Here is a 16687-nt window from a genome sequence, read left to right as displayed (position 1 = left end):
CTACCGCTGTATCGGAAGCGGGAACCCGCAGACAGTGGCCCAGTCCAACTGCACGACAAACCAGCATGGGCTCATGACAGTGTTATCAACCGTTTTAGTGGTGGAAGACGACTGGCTCATCCGCAGTTTGATCCACGAAATTTTAGAGACGGAAGGCTTCGAGGTCGTAACAGCAGAGACAGGCGACGACGCCTGGGAATGGTTGTGCGAGACCTCAGGAGGGGCGGATCTCATCCTGTCTGATATTCATATGCCGGGGGGGCTGAGCGGTATCGGCCTGGCCAATCGGGTGCAGGCTCATTGGCCCCGCATCCCCGTGATCTTGTCCTCGGGGGGACGAGGGCAACAAATCCTGGAGTCTGGATATGCCCCACTGTTCATCCCCAAACCTTGGCATTCCCTGGACATAGGTACGATTTGTCGGCGCGCATTAGCCCTGGCCATAAACCGACAGTGATCCTGCCGATCCCAGGGCGTTTGCGTTGGAGAGTCTTTTTCCGAACCACTGCTTTTCAGACCTCGACCTGGTTCAAGGAACCAGGGGGGTTGAAGGAAGCAAGGGCTAGCGGGCAATCATGCCGGCTGCCTGCTCAGTGGCTTCAGTGGTGCGCGTTGCCAACTTGCGAACCTCGTCGGCAACCACTGCAAAGCCCCGACCCGCCTCCCCCGCACGTGCAGCCTCAATAGCCGCATTCAGGGCTAAAAGGTTGGTCTGGCTGGCGATGCTCTGGATCGTCCCCACGATCTGGGACAATTGCTCGATATTGTGCTCAAGCGTCTGCTGATGCTTGACCTCTGTTTCCCTCAGAACTTCCTGCTCGTGCTGCAAGTTGACGTCCACAAGGGCACCGACTACGCGCACAGGCAGGCCGGCGGGGTCACGCCTGGTCTGGCCTCGCGCACGGAACCACCGATATTCGCCGCTTTTCATCCTCAGCCGGTACTCGATATCAAAAGGTGTCTTGCCTGATCGGTCATTCAGATGAGCCCCGAAAGCGCTGAGGCTTCTGTCCTTGTCATCCGGGTGCAGCCTGGATGCCCAGCTGTCCAAGACATCTGGAAACTCCTCGACCGTTTCGAAGCCCAGCAACCGACGGAACTGGGGTGACCACCAGAACGGGTTTTTGGGATTTACAGGGTCGCCGGCAATGACCTCCATATCCCACAGCCCATCCGAGAGCATCTCCCGAGCCAGCTCGAATCTGGTGATGATGACGTCATGCTCCTGGTCCCGCTCCAACTGGTCATGGATATCCCGGAGCGAGCCGGCGACACGGATGGGCGTGCCTCGCTCGTCGCGGAGTGTCTCACCCTGTGCGTGGAACCAACGATACGAACCGTCTTTCATGGCGAGCCGGTTATTGACTTTGTACGGGGTCATTCCGGACTTGTCGTTGAGATGACGAGCGAAGGCGTCGAGCGTTGCCTGCTTGTCCTGCGGATGGAGCCGATCCGCCCAACTGGCGAGCACATTCGGAAAATCCCTTTCATCCTTGAAGCCCAGAAGGCTGCGGAATTGCTGCGACCACCAAAAGCGGTTTCCGGGATTGACGGGGTCGCCGGCCACGACCTCCATGTCCCAAAGACCTTCACTGGACGCGCGATTGACGAGATCGAATCGGATCTCGTGCGCTGACGCGGAGGCTGCTGATTCGCGAAGCAACTCGCGGGCATCCTCAAGCTCCTTCTCGAGCAGGCCTATGCGGGATTGATATTGATCATGAGAGGACTGGATCAGGCGCCAGGCATCCAGGACCGCTGGACCTTCTTTGCACTGGGCGACCTCAGGATTGTTGCCGCTCATGATCGAGGCCAGCAGTTGCTTCAGCGCGCGACGATCACGGCGAAGAAGGAAAAAATTGGACATGTTGTACACACTCGAAATGCGTGACGGGCCTCCTCCATGGCACCTTGCCATTCGTATCGTCTTCAGCGACCAAAACTTTATCGGCCTGGCTGAATAAATGGCCGTCAACTCGCTGAAATTGTTCAGTAATAGGGGCCACCCTTGCGAGGTGTGTTTCAAACGAGCTGCGCGGAGGGAGCAACGGCCAGATCTGATATCCAGCCTTGGGGTGCCCCTGCTGACCAAGCCGCTTGCGGCGCTGGAAGCTACTCCCATCAGGCCGTGTCGGGGCAGATGATCACGCAGGAATGATCGAGATCTTGCCGTTTCGCTCGAGGATCGCGTACTTGATCTGCTCCACCCGCTCGAAGCCCTGCTCTATTCTGGCGGCCTCCAGGATGTCGTCCTCCTGGACACGGGCTTCGTGCATGCGATGGCGCAGGAACGCGCCGTTTTCGACGATGATCGTCGGCCCCCCATCGATCAGCTTGGCCAAGCGTTTGGAGCGCCGCTTGACGAGGGAAAGGCCGATGTCGATCACCATCAACGTCACAATCACCAGAATCGCATTGGTCACGGAGAAGTCATCGCCCAGCAGCGCTTGCTGGGTGGCTTCACCAATGACCATCAGCAGCACAAAATCAAACGACGTCAGCTCGCCCAATGATCGTCGGCCAGAAATCTTGAAGAGCACCATCAGTGCAAGGTAAATCGCACCCGCGCGTAGTACGGCATCCATTGAGCACCTATGGGTAGATGAACTGAGTGAGGGGAATGTGGCCGCCGCCCACGACACTGATCTGGCTTTTAAACAGCCCGATGCCGTCGCTGCGCCATGAAATGAAGAGCGTGACGTGACCACTCTTGTCGGTAGGGAACGTAAGACTCAAACCTTGGGGACTGCCCACGGAGCTGGCCGGCTGCGGCTGGATAGACTCGATGCTGAAGCCATCCAGCATGGGCTTGCTAATCGACAGCGTAATTTCTTTGCCCGGCTGCCCCGTGGCCTGAACGATCATCGGATTGGTCCCGCCGGCGCGGTGGAAACGCTCGTACTGCACCGTCAGGTCACCCTGCTCACTCACCGTTTCGAGCGAACTGAGCGGGCCTCTGGAAAACAAACCGAGCAACGTCAGGATGACAACCGCCGTCAGCACATACCAGCCCACCCTCTGGAACCGCCAGACTTTACGCTGCAGCGTAAGGTCCTCGGCTACGGGGTGTACACGGTCCTGCATTTCCTGCTCTAAGAGGCTCATACGCATCACTCGTCGGGACTAGCGATGTGACCGCTTTGGTCTTTGGGAAGTTCTGGTGGGGTAAGCGTGCGCTGCTGATTGCTTGGGGTGTTTGAGACGGTGAGCTCGTCTTTGGAGTCGGCGCTTCGATTAGGCTGGCGGCTGCTTTGGGTCGAAAGCCGTCGTTCGCAATGAACAAACATTTGCGGGAACGCGCTTAGCAATACCTGAAATACCTTATTTCTGACAGTAGTTATCGATCGAGAGTCAATCTTTAGTGCGGACCGTCACGCCCGACGCTCGTATGTTAAGTACTCATGGCGACCGGTGCCGGTGCATGAAAAGCCTGCCGTCAAGTACATCAACTTCGCAGGGTTATCAGGCCGCACGCTTAAACGACAATGCTTGAAACCCTGCCGTGCCGCATCGCGTAGATAAGCATCAAGGAGTGCCTTTCCCACGCCGAGCCGCCGAAAGTCTGGCCTTACGTGAATAGTGCAAAGCTCGGCGCACCTGTGTTCGGCCGCCCATAACATATAGCCCGCGAACTGCCCCCGCATGACCGCGACTGTCAGTCGGTCGAGATTCTCTACCCAAAGCGTCAGATGCCGCTCCAATTGCGAGCGCCATGCAGCTTCATGATCCGGCTCCCAACATCGAATATAACTCTCCTCACCTCGGTAGATGGCGGGGAGATCAGTCACACAGCCTTGCCTGAGTTTGAGTATCATTCCATTAGCCTTCGATAGAGCGAGGCAACATGGTAGAGCCCGCTTAGCTTTTTGCAAACCCTGACGGCCATGTCTTAGCCCCAGCGCGAGCACTAAGCGTCAGGTATTGTCGGCCAAAAGCAGCCGCTTAAGGATTGGTTGATAATTTACTTGTGGTCCATAACCTTCATGAATCTGAGCATCTCATTGTCCTCCCCTTCTAGATGGACCTGACCCGAAGTCTGGTTTGGATCCGGATGAAATTTGTTATAGAACTCAACAATTTTGAAGCCACACCTATTTACATAAAAGTGAATGTTTCGCTTCTCAAAATGTGGGGTGACGGTTTCCCAGACCTTGGTGTTTGGATACTCGTTCTCTATTGCTTTCCAGGCTTGCAGCCCTAGCCCACGACTCTGCTGGTTGGTTGAAATGAAGAAGAAGGACAGTGAGTTTAGATGGCTGATTTCATCAACTACCAAAACTGCACCACCGACACGCTGATCGTTCTCCATGATCCAGTAAGTAGCAGCCCCGTCAACAGCGATGGACTGCTCTATGTCCGCATCAGGAGGAATTGGCTCTTCAAGCGGCTGACCTAAATCAGCTTCTACCGCTACTCGGAACGCGTCTTGGAGAGCAGTTTTAAAATCGTTGAGAGTACCTACGTTAGCCATAAGGAGTTTGACCATTCTGAAATCCTCGAACGCTCTGCTAATGGTTTCGCAAGATTCACTGGTAGTGAGATCGTGCGACTAAATATAGTGGACATGAATACGCTGAACGAGGCGACCCCGACGCCTGCGCACAACCCATACGCAGCGTTTTCCAGCGAGCCCGCGCAACGCCCTTACTGGCTTCCACGGAACCCATGATCGCAATGGACGACGCCGTTAGTCCGATAATGAGGGGCCAGAGCTGCTCTGACAGCGACAGTTTCCGGGAGATCGCGCTCATGCAGGCCGCCGCCGAGGGACTTGTAAAGCGCCACCTGGTTGGAAATTTCTTCACGCCGTAACTCTAGCTGCGTCTGCCGTGCGGCCTGCAACTGGCGCTGTGCGTCGAGCAGTTCCAGACGGCCATCGACGCCTGCGCGGTAACGCAGGTCGGACAGTTGTAGGCGCTTTTCTCCGGCGCTCACCGCGCGCAGTTGCGCCTCGATCTGGAGATCAAAAGTAGCGGTTCCCGCCAGAGCGTCGGCCACCTCGCGGAAGGCGGTCTGGATGGCGCGCTCGTACTGCGCGACCGCTTCGGATTTGCGCACTTCGGCGAGGCGCAATTCGGCACGAAGGCGCCCGCCCTGAAACAGCGGCTGGGAAATCTGTGGAGCGAAACGCCAGACCTGCCCTACCGGGTCGAACAAACTGCCAAGCGAGGTGCTGGCATATCCGAACGACGCGGTCAGGGAAATCTGCGGAAAGAACACTGCCCGCGCCGCGCCTACATCGGCATTAGCAGCCACCAGCATCTGCTCGGTCTGACGCAGATCTGGCCGATTCAGCAATAGATCAGCGGGCAATCCAGCTGGCAAACGCCTAATCAGAGGCTGACACTCAAGCGCGAAAGCAGCTGGCAGGTCGCCTGGCAGCTCGCTGCCCACCAGCAACTGGAGGGCGTTATCCGCCTGCGCCAATGCACGCTGGCGCCCCTGCAGGTCGGCTTCGATCTGGGCCACTTGCCCTTCGGCCTGAGCCACATCCAGGCTGCTGCTCTGCTCGGCCTGCTTGAGCAGGCGTGCCAGCTCAAGCGACTGCTGCCAGTCGGCCAGGGTGCGTCCAGTGAGCTGCAGTTGCTCGTCAGCCAGGCGCTGGGCGAAGTAGGCCTCGGCCACCGCACCGACCAAGGCAATCTGTGCCGCATCGCGCCCCTCCTCGTTGGCCAGATAGCGCGCGAACGCCGCATCGGAAAGTGCCCGTACGTGACCGAACAGGTCCAGCTCAAAGGCACTGAGGGCGACGTTCACCCCGGTCTGCTGGTTGACCGCGCGGCTGGTCTGGCCGCTGGTATCTACGCTCAGGGCGCGTTCACGCGTGCGCGTTCCCTCCAGCCCCACGCCCGGCAAACGCGCGGCGCGCTGGATGTTCGCCTGTGCCTGCGCGGCCTCGACGTTGAGGGTGGCCAGCCGCAGATCGCGGTTATTGGCCAGTGCCAGCTCGATCAGCCGCTGCAGGCGCGGGTCGGCGAACATCTCGCGCCAGCCCAGAGCACTGGCCGGCAGCGTCGAGACCCGTGTGACAGTGGCCATAGCAAAGCTCGCCGGCACAGGTGCGGCCGGACGCTCCAGAGTCGGCGTCAGCGAGCAGGCGCTCAGACAGACTAGCAGCGGGAGGATTACTAACAAACGCATCACGGGTTCTCCCGGGGCAGCGCGGTTGCGCCACGCTGCGCACGCCAGGCGCTGAAGCGCTCCTGCGTGCCAATAACGAAAACGAAAAAGGCCGGCACGAAGAACACCGCCAGCAGAGTGCCACTGAGCATGCCGCCGAACACCCCGGTGCCGATGGCGTGCTGGGTTTCCGCGCTGGCGCCGGAGGCGAGCATCAGCGGCACCACGCCGAGGGTGAAGGCCAGCGAGGTCATCAGGATCGGCCGCAGGCGCTGGCGTGCTGCGGTCACGGCAGCGTCGACCAGCGTGCGCCCCTCGCCATGCAACTGGCGGGCGAACTCGACGATGAGGATGGCGTTCTTCGCCGACAGGCCGATGATGGTGATCATCCCCACCTTGAAGAACAGGTCATTGGGCATCCCACGCAGCATCACCGCCGCCACCGCACCGAGCAGCCCCAGTGGCACCACCAGCATCACCGACAATGGGATCGACCAGCTCTCATAGAGCGCCGCAAGCACCAAGAACACCACCAGCGCCGAGAGCAGCATCAACAATGGCGCCTGCGCGGCCGACTGTTGTTCTTGCAACGACTGCCCGGTCCAGGCCAGGGCGAAACCCTGCGGCAACTGCTCCACCAGGCGCTCCATCTCGGCCATCGCCGCACCGCTGGACACGCCCGCAGCCGCGCCACCGGCAATACGCACGGCGGGGAAGCCTTGGAAGCGCATCATCTGCTGGGGAGACTTGCTCCATACCGGCCTCACCACCTCGCGCAGCGCCACCATGCCGCCGCCGGCATTGCGCACGCGCAGGCCGAGCACGTCATCCAGTTGCATGCGCGCCGAGGCGTCGGCCTGCAGGATGACCTGCTGCATGCGTCCGGCATTGGGGAAGTCGTTGACGTACAGCGAGCCCATGGCCGCCGACAGCGTGCTGCTCACCGCCGCGAAGGACAGGCCCATGGCCTCAGCCTTCTGCCGGTCGATCTCCAGACGAACGCTCTCGCCGGGCGGCAGGCCATCAGGGTAGACATCGCTGACCACTTCACTCTGCGCCGCCAGCTTCAGCAGTTGCGCCTGCGCCGCCAGCAGCGCGGCTTCGCCCCCGTTGGCGCGGTCCTGCAGAAATAGAGTGAAACCCGAAGATGTGCCCAGCTCGTCGATGGCCGGCGGCATCAGGCTCATTACAGTGCCTTCTACGTTGTCCGCCATGGCCAGTTGCGCCAGCTCGGCTTCTTCCGCGGCAGTGGCGCCATTGCGCTGATTCCAACCCTTGAGCATGGTAAAAGCCATCGCGGCGTTGGGACCAGAACCGGCGAAACTGAATCCCAGAACCACCAGGTTGGCGTCCAGTCCCGGACGCGAGGCAACGTGGGCCTCGTAGGCCTTGACCACCTCCAGTGTGCGTTCGCTGGTGGCGCCCGTGGGCAGCTGGATGGAGGTCATAAAGTAGCCCTGGTCTTCCTCGGGCAAAAAAGCCGACGGCAACTGCGCGGCAGCGACGGCGAGCACGGCGCAGATCACTGCGAAGGCCGCCATCATCCGCCCGCTGCGCCCGACCAGGCGGCCCACCCGCGCGCCGTAGCTCGCGGTGAGGCGTTCAAAACCACGGTTGAAGGCACCGAAAAAGCCGCGTTTTACATGATGGTCGGCGCTCACTGGACGCAGCAGCGTGGCGCACAGCGCCGGTGTCAGAGTCAGGGCTAGGAAGGCCGAGAACAGGATCGACACCGCCATCGACAGAGTGAACTGCTGGTAGATCACCCCCACGGAGCCGCTGGCAAACGCCATGGGGATAAAAACGGCGGTGAGCACTAGGGTGATTCCAATAATTGCCCCGGTGATTTCCTGCATCGCCCGCGTAGTCGCTTCCTTCGGCGACAATCCTTGCATGGCCATCAGCCGCTCGACGTTCTCTACCACCACGATGGCGTCATCGACGATGATGCCGATGGCCAGCACCATGCCGAACATGGTCAGCGAGTTGATCGAGAAACCTGCCAGCAGCATCACCGCGAAAGTGCCGAGCAGCGCGATGGGCGCGACGATGGCCGGGATCAGCGTGTAGCGCAGGTTCTGCAGGAACAGGAACATCACTAGGAACACCAGCGCCATGGCCTCGAGCAAGGTGTAGATCACCTTCTCGATGGACACTTTGACGAAGGGCGCGGTGTCGAACGGCACCGAGTAGGTCATGCCCGCCGGCATGCTCGGCGCCAGTTCCGCCAGGCGCTTGCGCACCTGTGAGGCGGTGAGCACGGCGTTGGCCCCGGGCGAAAGCTGTATAGCGGCACTGGTCGCGGCCAGGCCATTCTCGCGGTTGGAGAAGCCGTAGGACTGCGCACCCAGCTCGACGCGCGCCACGTCCCCGAGCAGCACCTTGGCACCATCGCTACCGGCGCGCAGGACGACGGCAGCGAACTGCTCCGGCGTGCTCAATTGCCCCTGCACCGTCAGTGGCAAGGTCAGGCGCTGGCCTGGCAACGCTGGCTCGTCGCCGATCCGCCCGGGGGCAATCGACGCATTCTGCTGCTCGATGGCCTGGGACAGTTCGTTCATGGTCAGGCCATAGGCGGTGAGCTTGTTCGGGTCGACCCAGACACGCATGGCCTGCTCGGCGCCGAACAGTTGCACGCGTCCCACGCCGTCGATGCGGCGCAGCTCCTGAACGATGTTGCGCGCCAGATAGTCATTCAGCGCTACTTCATCGCGCTGGCCGTTGGGCGAAGTCAGGCCGACCATCATCAGAAAGCCCGAGGCGGCGGATTCCACCTGCAGGCCGCTTTGCCTCACGGTCTGGGGCAGGCGCGACTCCACCGCCTTGATGCGGTTCTGCACATCGACCTGGGCCAGCTCCGCATCGGTTCCCGGCTTGAAGGTGGCGGTGATCTGCGCGCTACCCGAGGTGTCCACTGAAGACTCGAAGTACAGCAGATTCTTCACGCCCGACAGCTCACGCTCGAGTAGGCTCACCACCGAGTCGTTGAGCGTCTGTGCAGAGGCCCCTGGATAGGCGGCAAATATAGTCACCGACGGCGGCGCCACCGATGGGTAACGGGCGATGGGCAACTGCGGTATAGCGATAACGCCGACCAGTACGATAAATAGGGCGATCACCCAGGCAAACACCGGGCGGTTGATGAAGAACTGTGGCATGAGTGTTTCTCCGGAATCAGCGCGCAGCGGCGTTGAGTTGCTCGTGGGTGGCGGCGGGCTGCCAAAGTCGCGTAGCAACCTGAGCGTCGGGGCTCAAGCGTTCGATACCCTCGATAACCACCTGCTGCCCGGCGCTGAGCCCCGACACCACGCGATAATTGCCCCCGAGCAGCTCACCGACCTCGATGGACTCCGGCTGGACCTGGCCCTGGGCATCAACCACCCACACTTTGGCCTGACCTGCTGTGCGGGTCACCGCCTGCTGCGGCACGCTGAGGGCGGCCGAGTAATGCGCCCGGGGAATCCGCGCCTGTACGTAGAGGCCGGGCAGCAGGCGGCGTTGCGGGTTGTCCACCAGCACGCGCAGCAGCACGTCACCGGTGCCGGCATCCACCTCGATGCCGGAGAACAGGATGCGCCCGCGCATGCCCAGTGGCTTGCCGTCGCTGCCGAGGATGTCCACGCCCAGTTCCGGGGTCGCCGAACCCGCCTGCTGACGCAGCGTGTCCAGTACCGAGGCGGACTGGCGCACGTCGACGTACACCTGGTCGATCTGCTGAATGCGCGCCATGGGCGTGGCATCGCTCGGCGACACCAACGCGCCTTCGCTGACCAGCGCCTGATCGATGCGCCCGGCAATCGGGGCCTCGACGCTGGCGAACTGCAAATCCAGCTTGCGCCGTGCCAGCGTCGCCTTGGCCTGGGCAACGTCGGCGGAGGCCTGCTCGCGCAACGCCACGGCGTCGTCATACGTCTGGCGGCTGACTGCCTCGGCCTGCACCAGCGGGGCCAAACGCTCGACCTGTAGCCGCGCCCGTGCCACAGCAGCATTGGCGCGCTGTAAGACGGCTGCGGCGCTGTCGACTTCGGTCTTGAACGGCGCTGGATTGATCTGGAACAACACGGCGCCGGCCTCAATCTCGGCGCCCTGCTCGAACAGGCGGTGCTGCACGATGCCGCCAATCTGCGCACGAATCTCGGCGCTGCGCACGGCAGCCACACGCGCAGGCAGAACCTCGCTGATCGCCAGTTCGTGCGGCATCAATGTCATCACCGACACCTGCAGAGGCGCGGACGTTTCGGCAAACTCGGGTGCCGAATCGCACCCTGCCAGTGCCAATACGGCAAGCCCTGCGAGCACACTGCTCAGATGCCGCTGTTTGCTGCCCATAACCCACTCCTCGTTACACCCTGCGCCCGGCGACTTGATGGAGTCCGGGAGCTGATCGAGGCTGCAGTCTGGAACAGCGCTGTTGCGAATGATTCGAGGCTTTGTGGAGAAAGCATGGAGGCCGCGATAAACTCCAACGCCACCGTCTGCGAGCCTGCCCATGTCCGATCTCAACGCGCGCACCAGCACTGCCACACCGGCACTGGTACTGATCGCCGAGGACGAGGCCGAGATCGCCGATATCCTCATCGCCTACCTGCGACGCAGCGGCCTGCATACTCAACATGCCAGCGACGGGCAGCAGGCATTGTCCCTGCACCAGACACTCAAGCCGGATTTACTGCTGCTCGACGTGCAGATGCCCGTGCTCGATGGCTGGAAGGTACTCAGCGAAATCCGCTCCCGTGACAACACCCCGGTGATCATGCTCACCGCGCTCGATCAGGACATCGACAAGCTGATGGGACTGCGCCTGGGTGCCGACGACTACGTGGTCAAACCCTTCAACCCGGCCGAGGTGGTGGCGCGGGTGCAAGCGGTTCTGCGCCGCACACTGAGCAGCGCGCCCGCCGCCACACAGATGCTGCGAGTGGGCGCGTTCCGGATCGACCTAGATAGCCACGAAGCCAGCGTGTTTCGTGAGGGCCAGCAACACACCCTGGATCTGACCCTCACCGAGTTCAAGCTGCTGGCCTGCCTGATGCGCGCGCCGAAACGCGCGTTCAGCCGTACCGAACTGCTGGAAAACTGTCTGCCCGAAGGCGATACCCAGGAGCGCACCGTGGACAGCCACGTCAGCAAGCTGCGCAAGAAGCTCGAAGCGCTGGATGTCCAGGGCGTGCCGAACAGCGTCTGGGGCGTGGGTTATCGCTTCGGCGTCGAGTCATGAAAACGACACCGGGCCTGCGCCGGCAGTTCATCCAGTCTCTGGCGGTTATGGCGCTGGGCATCATCTTCATCGCCGTGTTCGGCTCCTACGTGTTCTACGCCATCGCCGTGGCTTACATGCCGAACAGCATCTCCGAAACCTGGATACCCTCACGGGTAGAGATGATCTGGATCGGCTGCACCATAGCCGCCGCACTGGGCATGTCGGTGTTCGTCGCCATTCGCCTGTCGCGGCGCCTGATCACCCCGCTGAATTCGGTGGCGCACAGCCTGCGTGAAGTGGCCCAGGGCAACCTCACGGCCCGCGCACCGCTGGACGCACAGGCCTCGGGCGAGACGGCGCAACTGGTGCGCGACTTCAACGCCATGGCCGAGCGCCTGCAGAGCATGACCCGCGAGCGCGAATTCTGGAACGCCGCCATCGCCCACGAACTGCGCACACCGGTAACCATTCTGCGCGGGCGCCTGCAGGGCTTGGCCGAAGGGGTATTCGACCCCAGCAGTGAGTTGTTCGAGGGACTGCTGCGCCAGGTGGAGGGACTTAACCGTTTGATCGAAGACCTGCGCGTACTGAGCCTCAAGGACAGCGGCCATCTGGAAATACAACGAACCAGCGTGCGCCTCGCCGATGAACTGAGCACCGTATTGCAGGCCTTCGCCGCGCCCCTGGCCGCCAAGGGTTTTCACCTGCATAACGAACTGGACGCCAGCTTGCTGGTGGAGTGCGATGCGCTGCGCATGCGCCAGACACTCATGGCGCTGCTGGAAAACGCCCTGCACCATGCCGATCCGGGCAATGTGCGGGTGCGTCTGCAAAAGGTAGGCGACGACTGCCAACTGAGCGTGGCAGACGACGGCCCCGGCATCGACAGCGCACTGGCCGCCGACATCTTCGAGGCCTTTCGTCGTGGCGATCCCTCGCGCTCGCGCAAGAGCGGCGGTAGTGGTCTAGGGCTCGCAGTGGTCAAAGCTATCGCAGAGGCCCATGCCGGTCATGCGATATGCCAGGCCTCTGGAGTGGGGAGCTTATTCATTATTTCTTGGCCGGTAAGCAAGCCGGTGGCTCAGGCATAGCCCCTTAACTCAATGTCGGCTATTGGCCGATAGCGGACGCTGATGACGAGCCACTATCTAGGTCGCCAGCGCACTCCGAACATTCAGTCTGATTGAACTCAGGGCAGTTTCATCTTCATCATGAAATCAAAGATTCGCAGGTCATAGGCTCCCTTCCGGCAAGATAGGCGCCAACAACCCAAAGATGCCACCGGGAAAGCAGGTAACGAGAAGAGACTATGGACATGTCAGACGTCAAGCTCGCCCGGGTAACGCGCGCCGATATCGACGAGCTTCTCCACGCCAACCGGGAAAGCCGGGACTATCACGGCCGCTGGGTACAGCCGTTCATAACCGCTTCAGGCTTCGAGGAGTGGTACTCCGCTCAGACCACAGGCGCTAGCGTTGGGCTGCTGGCTCGCGATACCGAATCGGGTCACATCGTTGGAGTCACCAACCTGAGCCAGATTTTCTATAAAGGATTTCAGAACGCGTACCTCAGCTACTGGGGCATGGTCTCGTTTGCCGGGACGGGAAGAATGTCCCAGGCGGTAAAACTGACGACGCGGTACGCCTTTGAAGAGCTGGGTCTTCACCGTATCGAGGCCAATATTCAGCCTGAAAATGTGCGATCAATCGCGCTGGTCAAGCGCCTGGGATTTCGGAAAGAGGGGTTCTCCCCGAAATACCTTCAGATCGCCGGAGTCTGGTGCGATCACGAGCGCTGGGCGCTTCTGGCCGATGAGCGTTAATCAGCGAGCAATCCCGTTGTGAACCTAAGCTGACTTGATCTGCCTCAGCCCTTCCCCTTCAACTCCGCCAGCTTCTGCATCACCCCCGCCGCGGTCTGTTCGCCCATCAACTGCTCACGCACTTTGCCCTTGTCGTCGATGATGTAGGTCACCGGCAGGGCTTCGCTTTTCGGCAGGTCGTAGTGATCGGCCGGGTCCTGGGCCAGCACGGTGAAGGTGATGCCCAGCGCTTTGCTGGCGCTCTTCAGGTCTTCGCCCTGGAGGTTGTCGAAATTGACGCCGAACACGCTGACGTTCTGCCCTTTGACCTGCTCGGACAACTTGTTCAGTTCGGGGATTTCAGTTCGGCACGGACCGCACCATTCAGCCCAGTAATTGACCACCAGCCAGTGTTTGTCGACGCGGCTGCTGGCTACTTTCTCGCCATTCTGGTCCGTGCCCAGATCCACGCCGCACCCGCTGAGCAACAGACTTCCAATCAGTGCTGCCGCCGCTGCGAATCGCCTTGCCATGATGCCGTTTCCTTCTAGGTGCTCTTTATTTCCAGCTGCACGCTGCGCCGATTGTGCATCGCTCGCCGCGTGTTACCGGTCGTTACCGTGACGCAGGTAGAATAGCCGCCACCTCAGGCAAGATGCGACCCGCAAATGACCGATCTCACGCTTTATCACAACCCGCGTTGCACCAAATCCCGTGGCACGCTGGAATTGCTTGAAGCCCGCGGCCTGACGCCGACCATCATTCACTACCTCGAGACCCCGCCCGATGCCGCGCAACTGCGCGAGCTGCTGGGCAAGCTCGGCATCGGTGCTCGCGGACTGCTGCGCACCGGTGAGGACGAGTACAAAACCCTGAACCTGGCCGACACCGGCCTGAGCGACGAGCAACTGATCGCCGCCATGGCGGCCCATCCCAAGTTGATCGAACGCCCCATTCTCGTCGTCGGCGACAAGGCTGTAATTGGTCGTCCGCCGGAAAACATTCTGGAGATCCTGCCATGACCGCGCCGTACATTCTGGTTCTGTTTTACAGCCGTAACGGCGCGACCGCGGAGATGGCGCGGCAGATCGCCCGTGGCGTCGAGATGACCGGCATGGAAGCGCGCCTGCGCACGGTGCCGGCGGTGTCTACCGACTGCGAAGCCGTGGCGCCGAGCATTCCGGAGGCCGGCGCGTTGTACGCCACACTGGATGATCTGAAAAACTGCGCGGGCCTGGCCCTGGGCAGCCCGACCCGCTTCGGGAATATGGCCGCGCCGCTGAAGTACTTTCTCGACGGCACCAGCAACCTGTGGCTGACCGGCGCACTGGTGGGCAAACCGGCCAGCGTGTTCACCTCCACCGCCAGCCTGCACGGCGGTCAGGAAACCACGTTGCTGTCGATGCTGCTGCCCCTGCTGCACCACGGCATGCTCATCAGCGGCCTGCCCTACAGCGAAGCGGCGCTGATTGAAACCCGTGGCGGCGGCACGCCTTATGGCGCCAGTCATCACGCCGGCGCCGACGGCAAGCGCGCGCTGGATGAGCACGAAACCACGCTGTGCCGTTCCCTGGGTCAGCGGCTGGCGAAAACCGCGCTGTTGCTCGATCCGCCCAAGGGCTAACAGCTCAAGGCATTGCTCGCGCGCGATTGCTGGAACCCCTTGCTCAAACCGGGTCAAAGCACAGAGCCCCTGCCGGGGTTCTGCGTCAGCACTCGGAATGCGCTACGCCAGCAATCGCGCACATGAATTTTGTTTTGGAGAGGGCATGCAAGACTACAAATGGCTCCATGAATACTGCCTCAACCGCTTTGGTTCCGTCGCCGCCCTCGAGGCGCATCTGCCGACCCCCGCCACGCCGAAAAAACTCAAAGCCCTCAGCGACGACCGGTATCTGTCGACCATGGCGCTGCGGGTGTTTCGTGCCGGCCTCAAGCACAGCCTGGTGGACGCCAAATGGCCGGCCTTCGAGCAGGCCTTCTTCGGCTTCGATCCGGAAAAGGTCACGCTGATGGGCGGTGATCACCTTGAACGCCTGATGCAGGACGCGCGGATCATCCGTCACCTGGGCAAGCTCAAGAGCGTGCCGCGCAATGCGCAGTTGATCCTGGACATCGCCCACGAACATGGCAGCTTCGGCAATTTCATCGCCGAATGGCCGGTGACCGATATCGTCGGGCTGTGGCGTTACCTGTTCAAACACGGCAATCAGATGGGCGGGCTGTCATCGCCGCGCTTCTTGCGGATGGTCGGCAAAGACACCTTCATTCCCAGCCATGACGTGGTCGCTGCGCTGAATGCGCAGAAGATCGTCGATCGCGTGCCCAGCAGCCAGCGTGATCAGGCGGCGGTGCAAGCGGCGTTCAACCAGTGGCATGCGGACAGCGGCCGGCCGATGTGCCAGCTGTCGATGATGCTGTCGTACACGGCAAACCATTGATCGTTTTGCCGGTGGAGTGAGCAGACACAGCGCGTAACAAATCGGACGTCGTATACAATATTCGGCATCCGCCCTTTTCGAGTCATCTGCGTGCCTTTTCTTCTTCCAGACGCCCCCAACCTCGGTGTCGCGCCCTCCGCGTCCGAGGTCATTGCCAAGTACCTGCGCGAGTCGATCATCTCCGGCCAGTTCGCCGAGGAAGAGCCGATCCGTCAGGACGACATCGCCCGGGTGTTCAACGTCAGCAAGATCCCCGTGCGTGAAGCGCTCAAGCGTCTGGAAGCCGAAGGGCTGGTGCAATTCCAGCGCAACAAGGGGGCCGTGGTCACGCGGATTTCCGAGCCGGAGCTGGCGCAGATCTTTGAAGTGCGGGTGCTGCTGGAGGTGCAAGCCATCCGCCTCGCCGTGCCGCGAATGACCGCTGCCCAGCTGGACCGGGCCCGGGCCATTTGTGACGAATTCATGCGCGACGACGACATCGGGCGTTGGGCCGAGCTGAACTGGGCGTTTCACACCTGTCTGTATGAAGCGGCGCAGCGGCCGTTTCTGCTGAACATGATTCGCTCGATCCACGACAAGGTTGAACGCTACCTGCGGGTGCAGATGAGCTTTGAAGAAGGCAAAGAGCGCGCCGACCTGGAACACCGCGAGATTCTCAAGGCCTGTGCCGATCGTGACGTGGACAAAGCGGCCGAACTGATCGAGCACCACATCATCGGCGTCTGCCGAACCCTCTACGCCCACCTGCCTCATGCCGTGCTCAGCGAGATCTGAACGAATCGCGGCTATGCCGATTTCGTCATTGGCGAGGGTGAAATCGGTCAAGACCCAGGACGTCGTTCGCGGCACTCTTGCCTCAATAGTGAAGTTGCTCCGCGCCGCGATCTGTAAACCGGTTGTACAGCGCTTTTTGTAGGACCGGATTTAGCCGGGAAGAGGCCAGTGTGAACACCATAAATCTCGGGTGTGACGACCGACGCCTTCCCGGCTGAAGCCGGTCCCACAGGGATGGTCGTTGCCAGTTACGTCGGAGTGTACGCGGCGCTTTTAGTGGGACCGGCTTTAGCCGGGAAGAGGCCAGCGTGAACACCATGAATTTTGCAGCGTGGCGACTGACGCCTTCCC

Annotated in this window: 16 protein-coding genes and 2 pseudogenes; 8 read left to right on the top strand and 10 right to left on the bottom strand. The window is 61.3% G+C overall.

Features of this window, described 5'->3' with window-relative positions; all coding sequences use genetic code 11:
- Positions 1-34: 34 nt before the first annotated feature.
- On the top strand, positions 35-457 hold the full coding sequence (locus tag SLW74_RS08625) for a response regulator (RefSeq protein WP_083233264.1): 423 nt from the start codon (positions 35-37) through the stop codon (positions 455-457).
- 114 nt (positions 458-571) lie between these two features.
- Here the strand turns inward: SLW74_RS08625 and SLW74_RS08620 are convergent.
- From SLW74_RS08620 to SLW74_RS08580, 9 genes and pseudogenes are all read right to left on the bottom strand, one after another.
- A pseudogene (locus SLW74_RS08620) lies at positions 572-841 on the bottom strand (methyl-accepting chemotaxis protein); the annotation flags it as partial.
- A gap of 15 nt (positions 842-856) precedes the next feature.
- A pseudogene (locus SLW74_RS08615) lies at positions 857-1576 on the bottom strand (PAS domain-containing protein); the annotation flags it as partial.
- A gap of 568 nt (positions 1577-2144) precedes the next feature.
- A complete protein-coding gene (locus tag SLW74_RS08610) occupies positions 2145-2585 on the bottom strand; it encodes a DUF421 domain-containing protein (protein WP_065992844.1) in 441 nt (146 codons plus the stop codon).
- A 7-nt stretch (positions 2586-2592) separates the two neighbouring features.
- Positions 2593-3105, bottom strand: coding sequence for a hypothetical protein (locus SLW74_RS08605; RefSeq protein WP_410928631.1), 513 nt, complete (start codon positions 3103-3105; stop codon positions 2593-2595).
- Positions 3106-3371: 266 nt separating this feature from the next.
- The gene (locus SLW74_RS08600; protein ID WP_410928630.1) at positions 3372-3815 is read right to left on the bottom strand and encodes a GNAT family N-acetyltransferase; all 444 of its coding nucleotides are present in this window, start codon (positions 3813-3815) and stop codon (positions 3372-3374) included.
- A 146-nt stretch (positions 3816-3961) separates the two neighbouring features.
- The gene (locus tag SLW74_RS08595) at positions 3962-4486 is read right to left on the bottom strand and encodes a GNAT family N-acetyltransferase (protein WP_410928629.1); all 525 of its coding nucleotides are present in this window, start codon (positions 4484-4486) and stop codon (positions 3962-3964) included.
- 158 nt (positions 4487-4644) lie between these two features.
- Positions 4645-6141, bottom strand: a complete 1497-nt coding sequence (locus SLW74_RS08590) for an efflux transporter outer membrane subunit (protein WP_410928628.1) — start codon at positions 6139-6141, stop codon at positions 4645-4647.
- The gene (locus tag SLW74_RS08585; protein ID WP_410928627.1) at positions 6141-9278 is read right to left on the bottom strand and encodes a multidrug efflux RND transporter permease subunit; all 3138 of its coding nucleotides are present in this window, start codon (positions 9276-9278) and stop codon (positions 6141-6143) included. The genes SLW74_RS08590 and SLW74_RS08585 overlap by 1 nt, the downstream gene beginning before the upstream one ends.
- Positions 9279-9294: 16 nt before the next feature.
- The gene (locus SLW74_RS08580) at positions 9295-10449 is read right to left on the bottom strand and encodes an efflux RND transporter periplasmic adaptor subunit (protein WP_410928626.1); all 1155 of its coding nucleotides are present in this window, start codon (positions 10447-10449) and stop codon (positions 9295-9297) included.
- 160 nt (positions 10450-10609) lie between these two features.
- Between SLW74_RS08580 and SLW74_RS08575 the strand changes: the two genes are divergently transcribed.
- The 3 genes from SLW74_RS08575 to SLW74_RS08565 all read left to right on the top strand — a co-directional run bounded on the left by SLW74_RS08575 (position 10610) and on the right by SLW74_RS08565 (position 13142).
- Positions 10610-11338 carry a response regulator gene (locus tag SLW74_RS08575; RefSeq protein ID WP_410928625.1) on the top strand — a complete coding sequence of 243 codons (729 nt, stop codon included), beginning with the start codon at positions 10610-10612 and terminating at the stop codon, positions 11336-11338.
- Positions 11335-12411, top strand: a complete 1077-nt coding sequence (locus SLW74_RS08570) for an ATP-binding protein (RefSeq protein WP_410928624.1) — start codon at positions 11335-11337, stop codon at positions 12409-12411. Before SLW74_RS08575 ends, SLW74_RS08570 begins: the two co-directional genes overlap by 4 nt.
- Before the next feature lie 218 nt (positions 12412-12629).
- The gene (locus tag SLW74_RS08565; protein ID WP_410928623.1) at positions 12630-13142 is read left to right on the top strand and encodes a GNAT family N-acetyltransferase; all 513 of its coding nucleotides are present in this window, start codon (positions 12630-12632) and stop codon (positions 13140-13142) included.
- Between the two features lie 44 nt (positions 13143-13186).
- Here SLW74_RS08565 and SLW74_RS08560 read toward each other — a convergent pair whose 3' ends face one another.
- Positions 13187-13654, bottom strand: coding sequence for a TlpA family protein disulfide reductase (locus SLW74_RS08560; RefSeq protein WP_065992836.1), 468 nt, complete (start codon positions 13652-13654; stop codon positions 13187-13189).
- A 135-nt stretch (positions 13655-13789) separates the two neighbouring features.
- Here SLW74_RS08560 and arsC point away from each other — a divergent pair, with 135 nt between their 5' ends.
- The 4 genes from arsC to SLW74_RS08540 all read left to right on the top strand — a co-directional run bounded on the left by arsC (position 13790) and on the right by SLW74_RS08540 (position 16336).
- Positions 13790-14143, top strand: coding sequence for an arsenate reductase (glutaredoxin) (arsC, locus tag SLW74_RS08555; protein ID WP_065992834.1), 354 nt, complete (start codon positions 13790-13792; stop codon positions 14141-14143).
- Positions 14140-14745 (top strand): NAD(P)H:quinone oxidoreductase, encoded by a 606-nt coding sequence (wrbA, locus tag SLW74_RS08550; RefSeq protein WP_065992832.1) that lies wholly within the window; start codon positions 14140-14142, stop codon positions 14743-14745. The genes arsC and wrbA overlap by 4 nt, the downstream gene beginning before the upstream one ends.
- A 145-nt stretch (positions 14746-14890) precedes the next feature.
- Positions 14891-15562 carry a DNA-3-methyladenine glycosylase I gene (locus SLW74_RS08545; RefSeq protein ID WP_122622243.1) on the top strand — a complete coding sequence of 224 codons (672 nt, stop codon included), beginning with the start codon at positions 14891-14893 and terminating at the stop codon, positions 15560-15562.
- Between the two features lie 90 nt (positions 15563-15652).
- A complete protein-coding gene (locus tag SLW74_RS08540; protein WP_410928622.1) occupies positions 15653-16336 on the top strand; it encodes a GntR family transcriptional regulator in 684 nt (227 codons plus the stop codon).
- Positions 16337-16687 lie beyond the last annotated feature (351 nt).

Origin of the sequence: Pseudomonas sp. W5-36, from assembly GCF_046540455.1 — a bacterium.
Classification (GTDB): domain Bacteria; phylum Pseudomonadota; class Gammaproteobacteria; order Pseudomonadales; family Pseudomonadaceae; genus Aquipseudomonas; species Aquipseudomonas graminis_B.
Note: the sequence above shows the minus strand (reverse complement) of the source record. Positions and strands in the feature narration are given on the sequence as shown.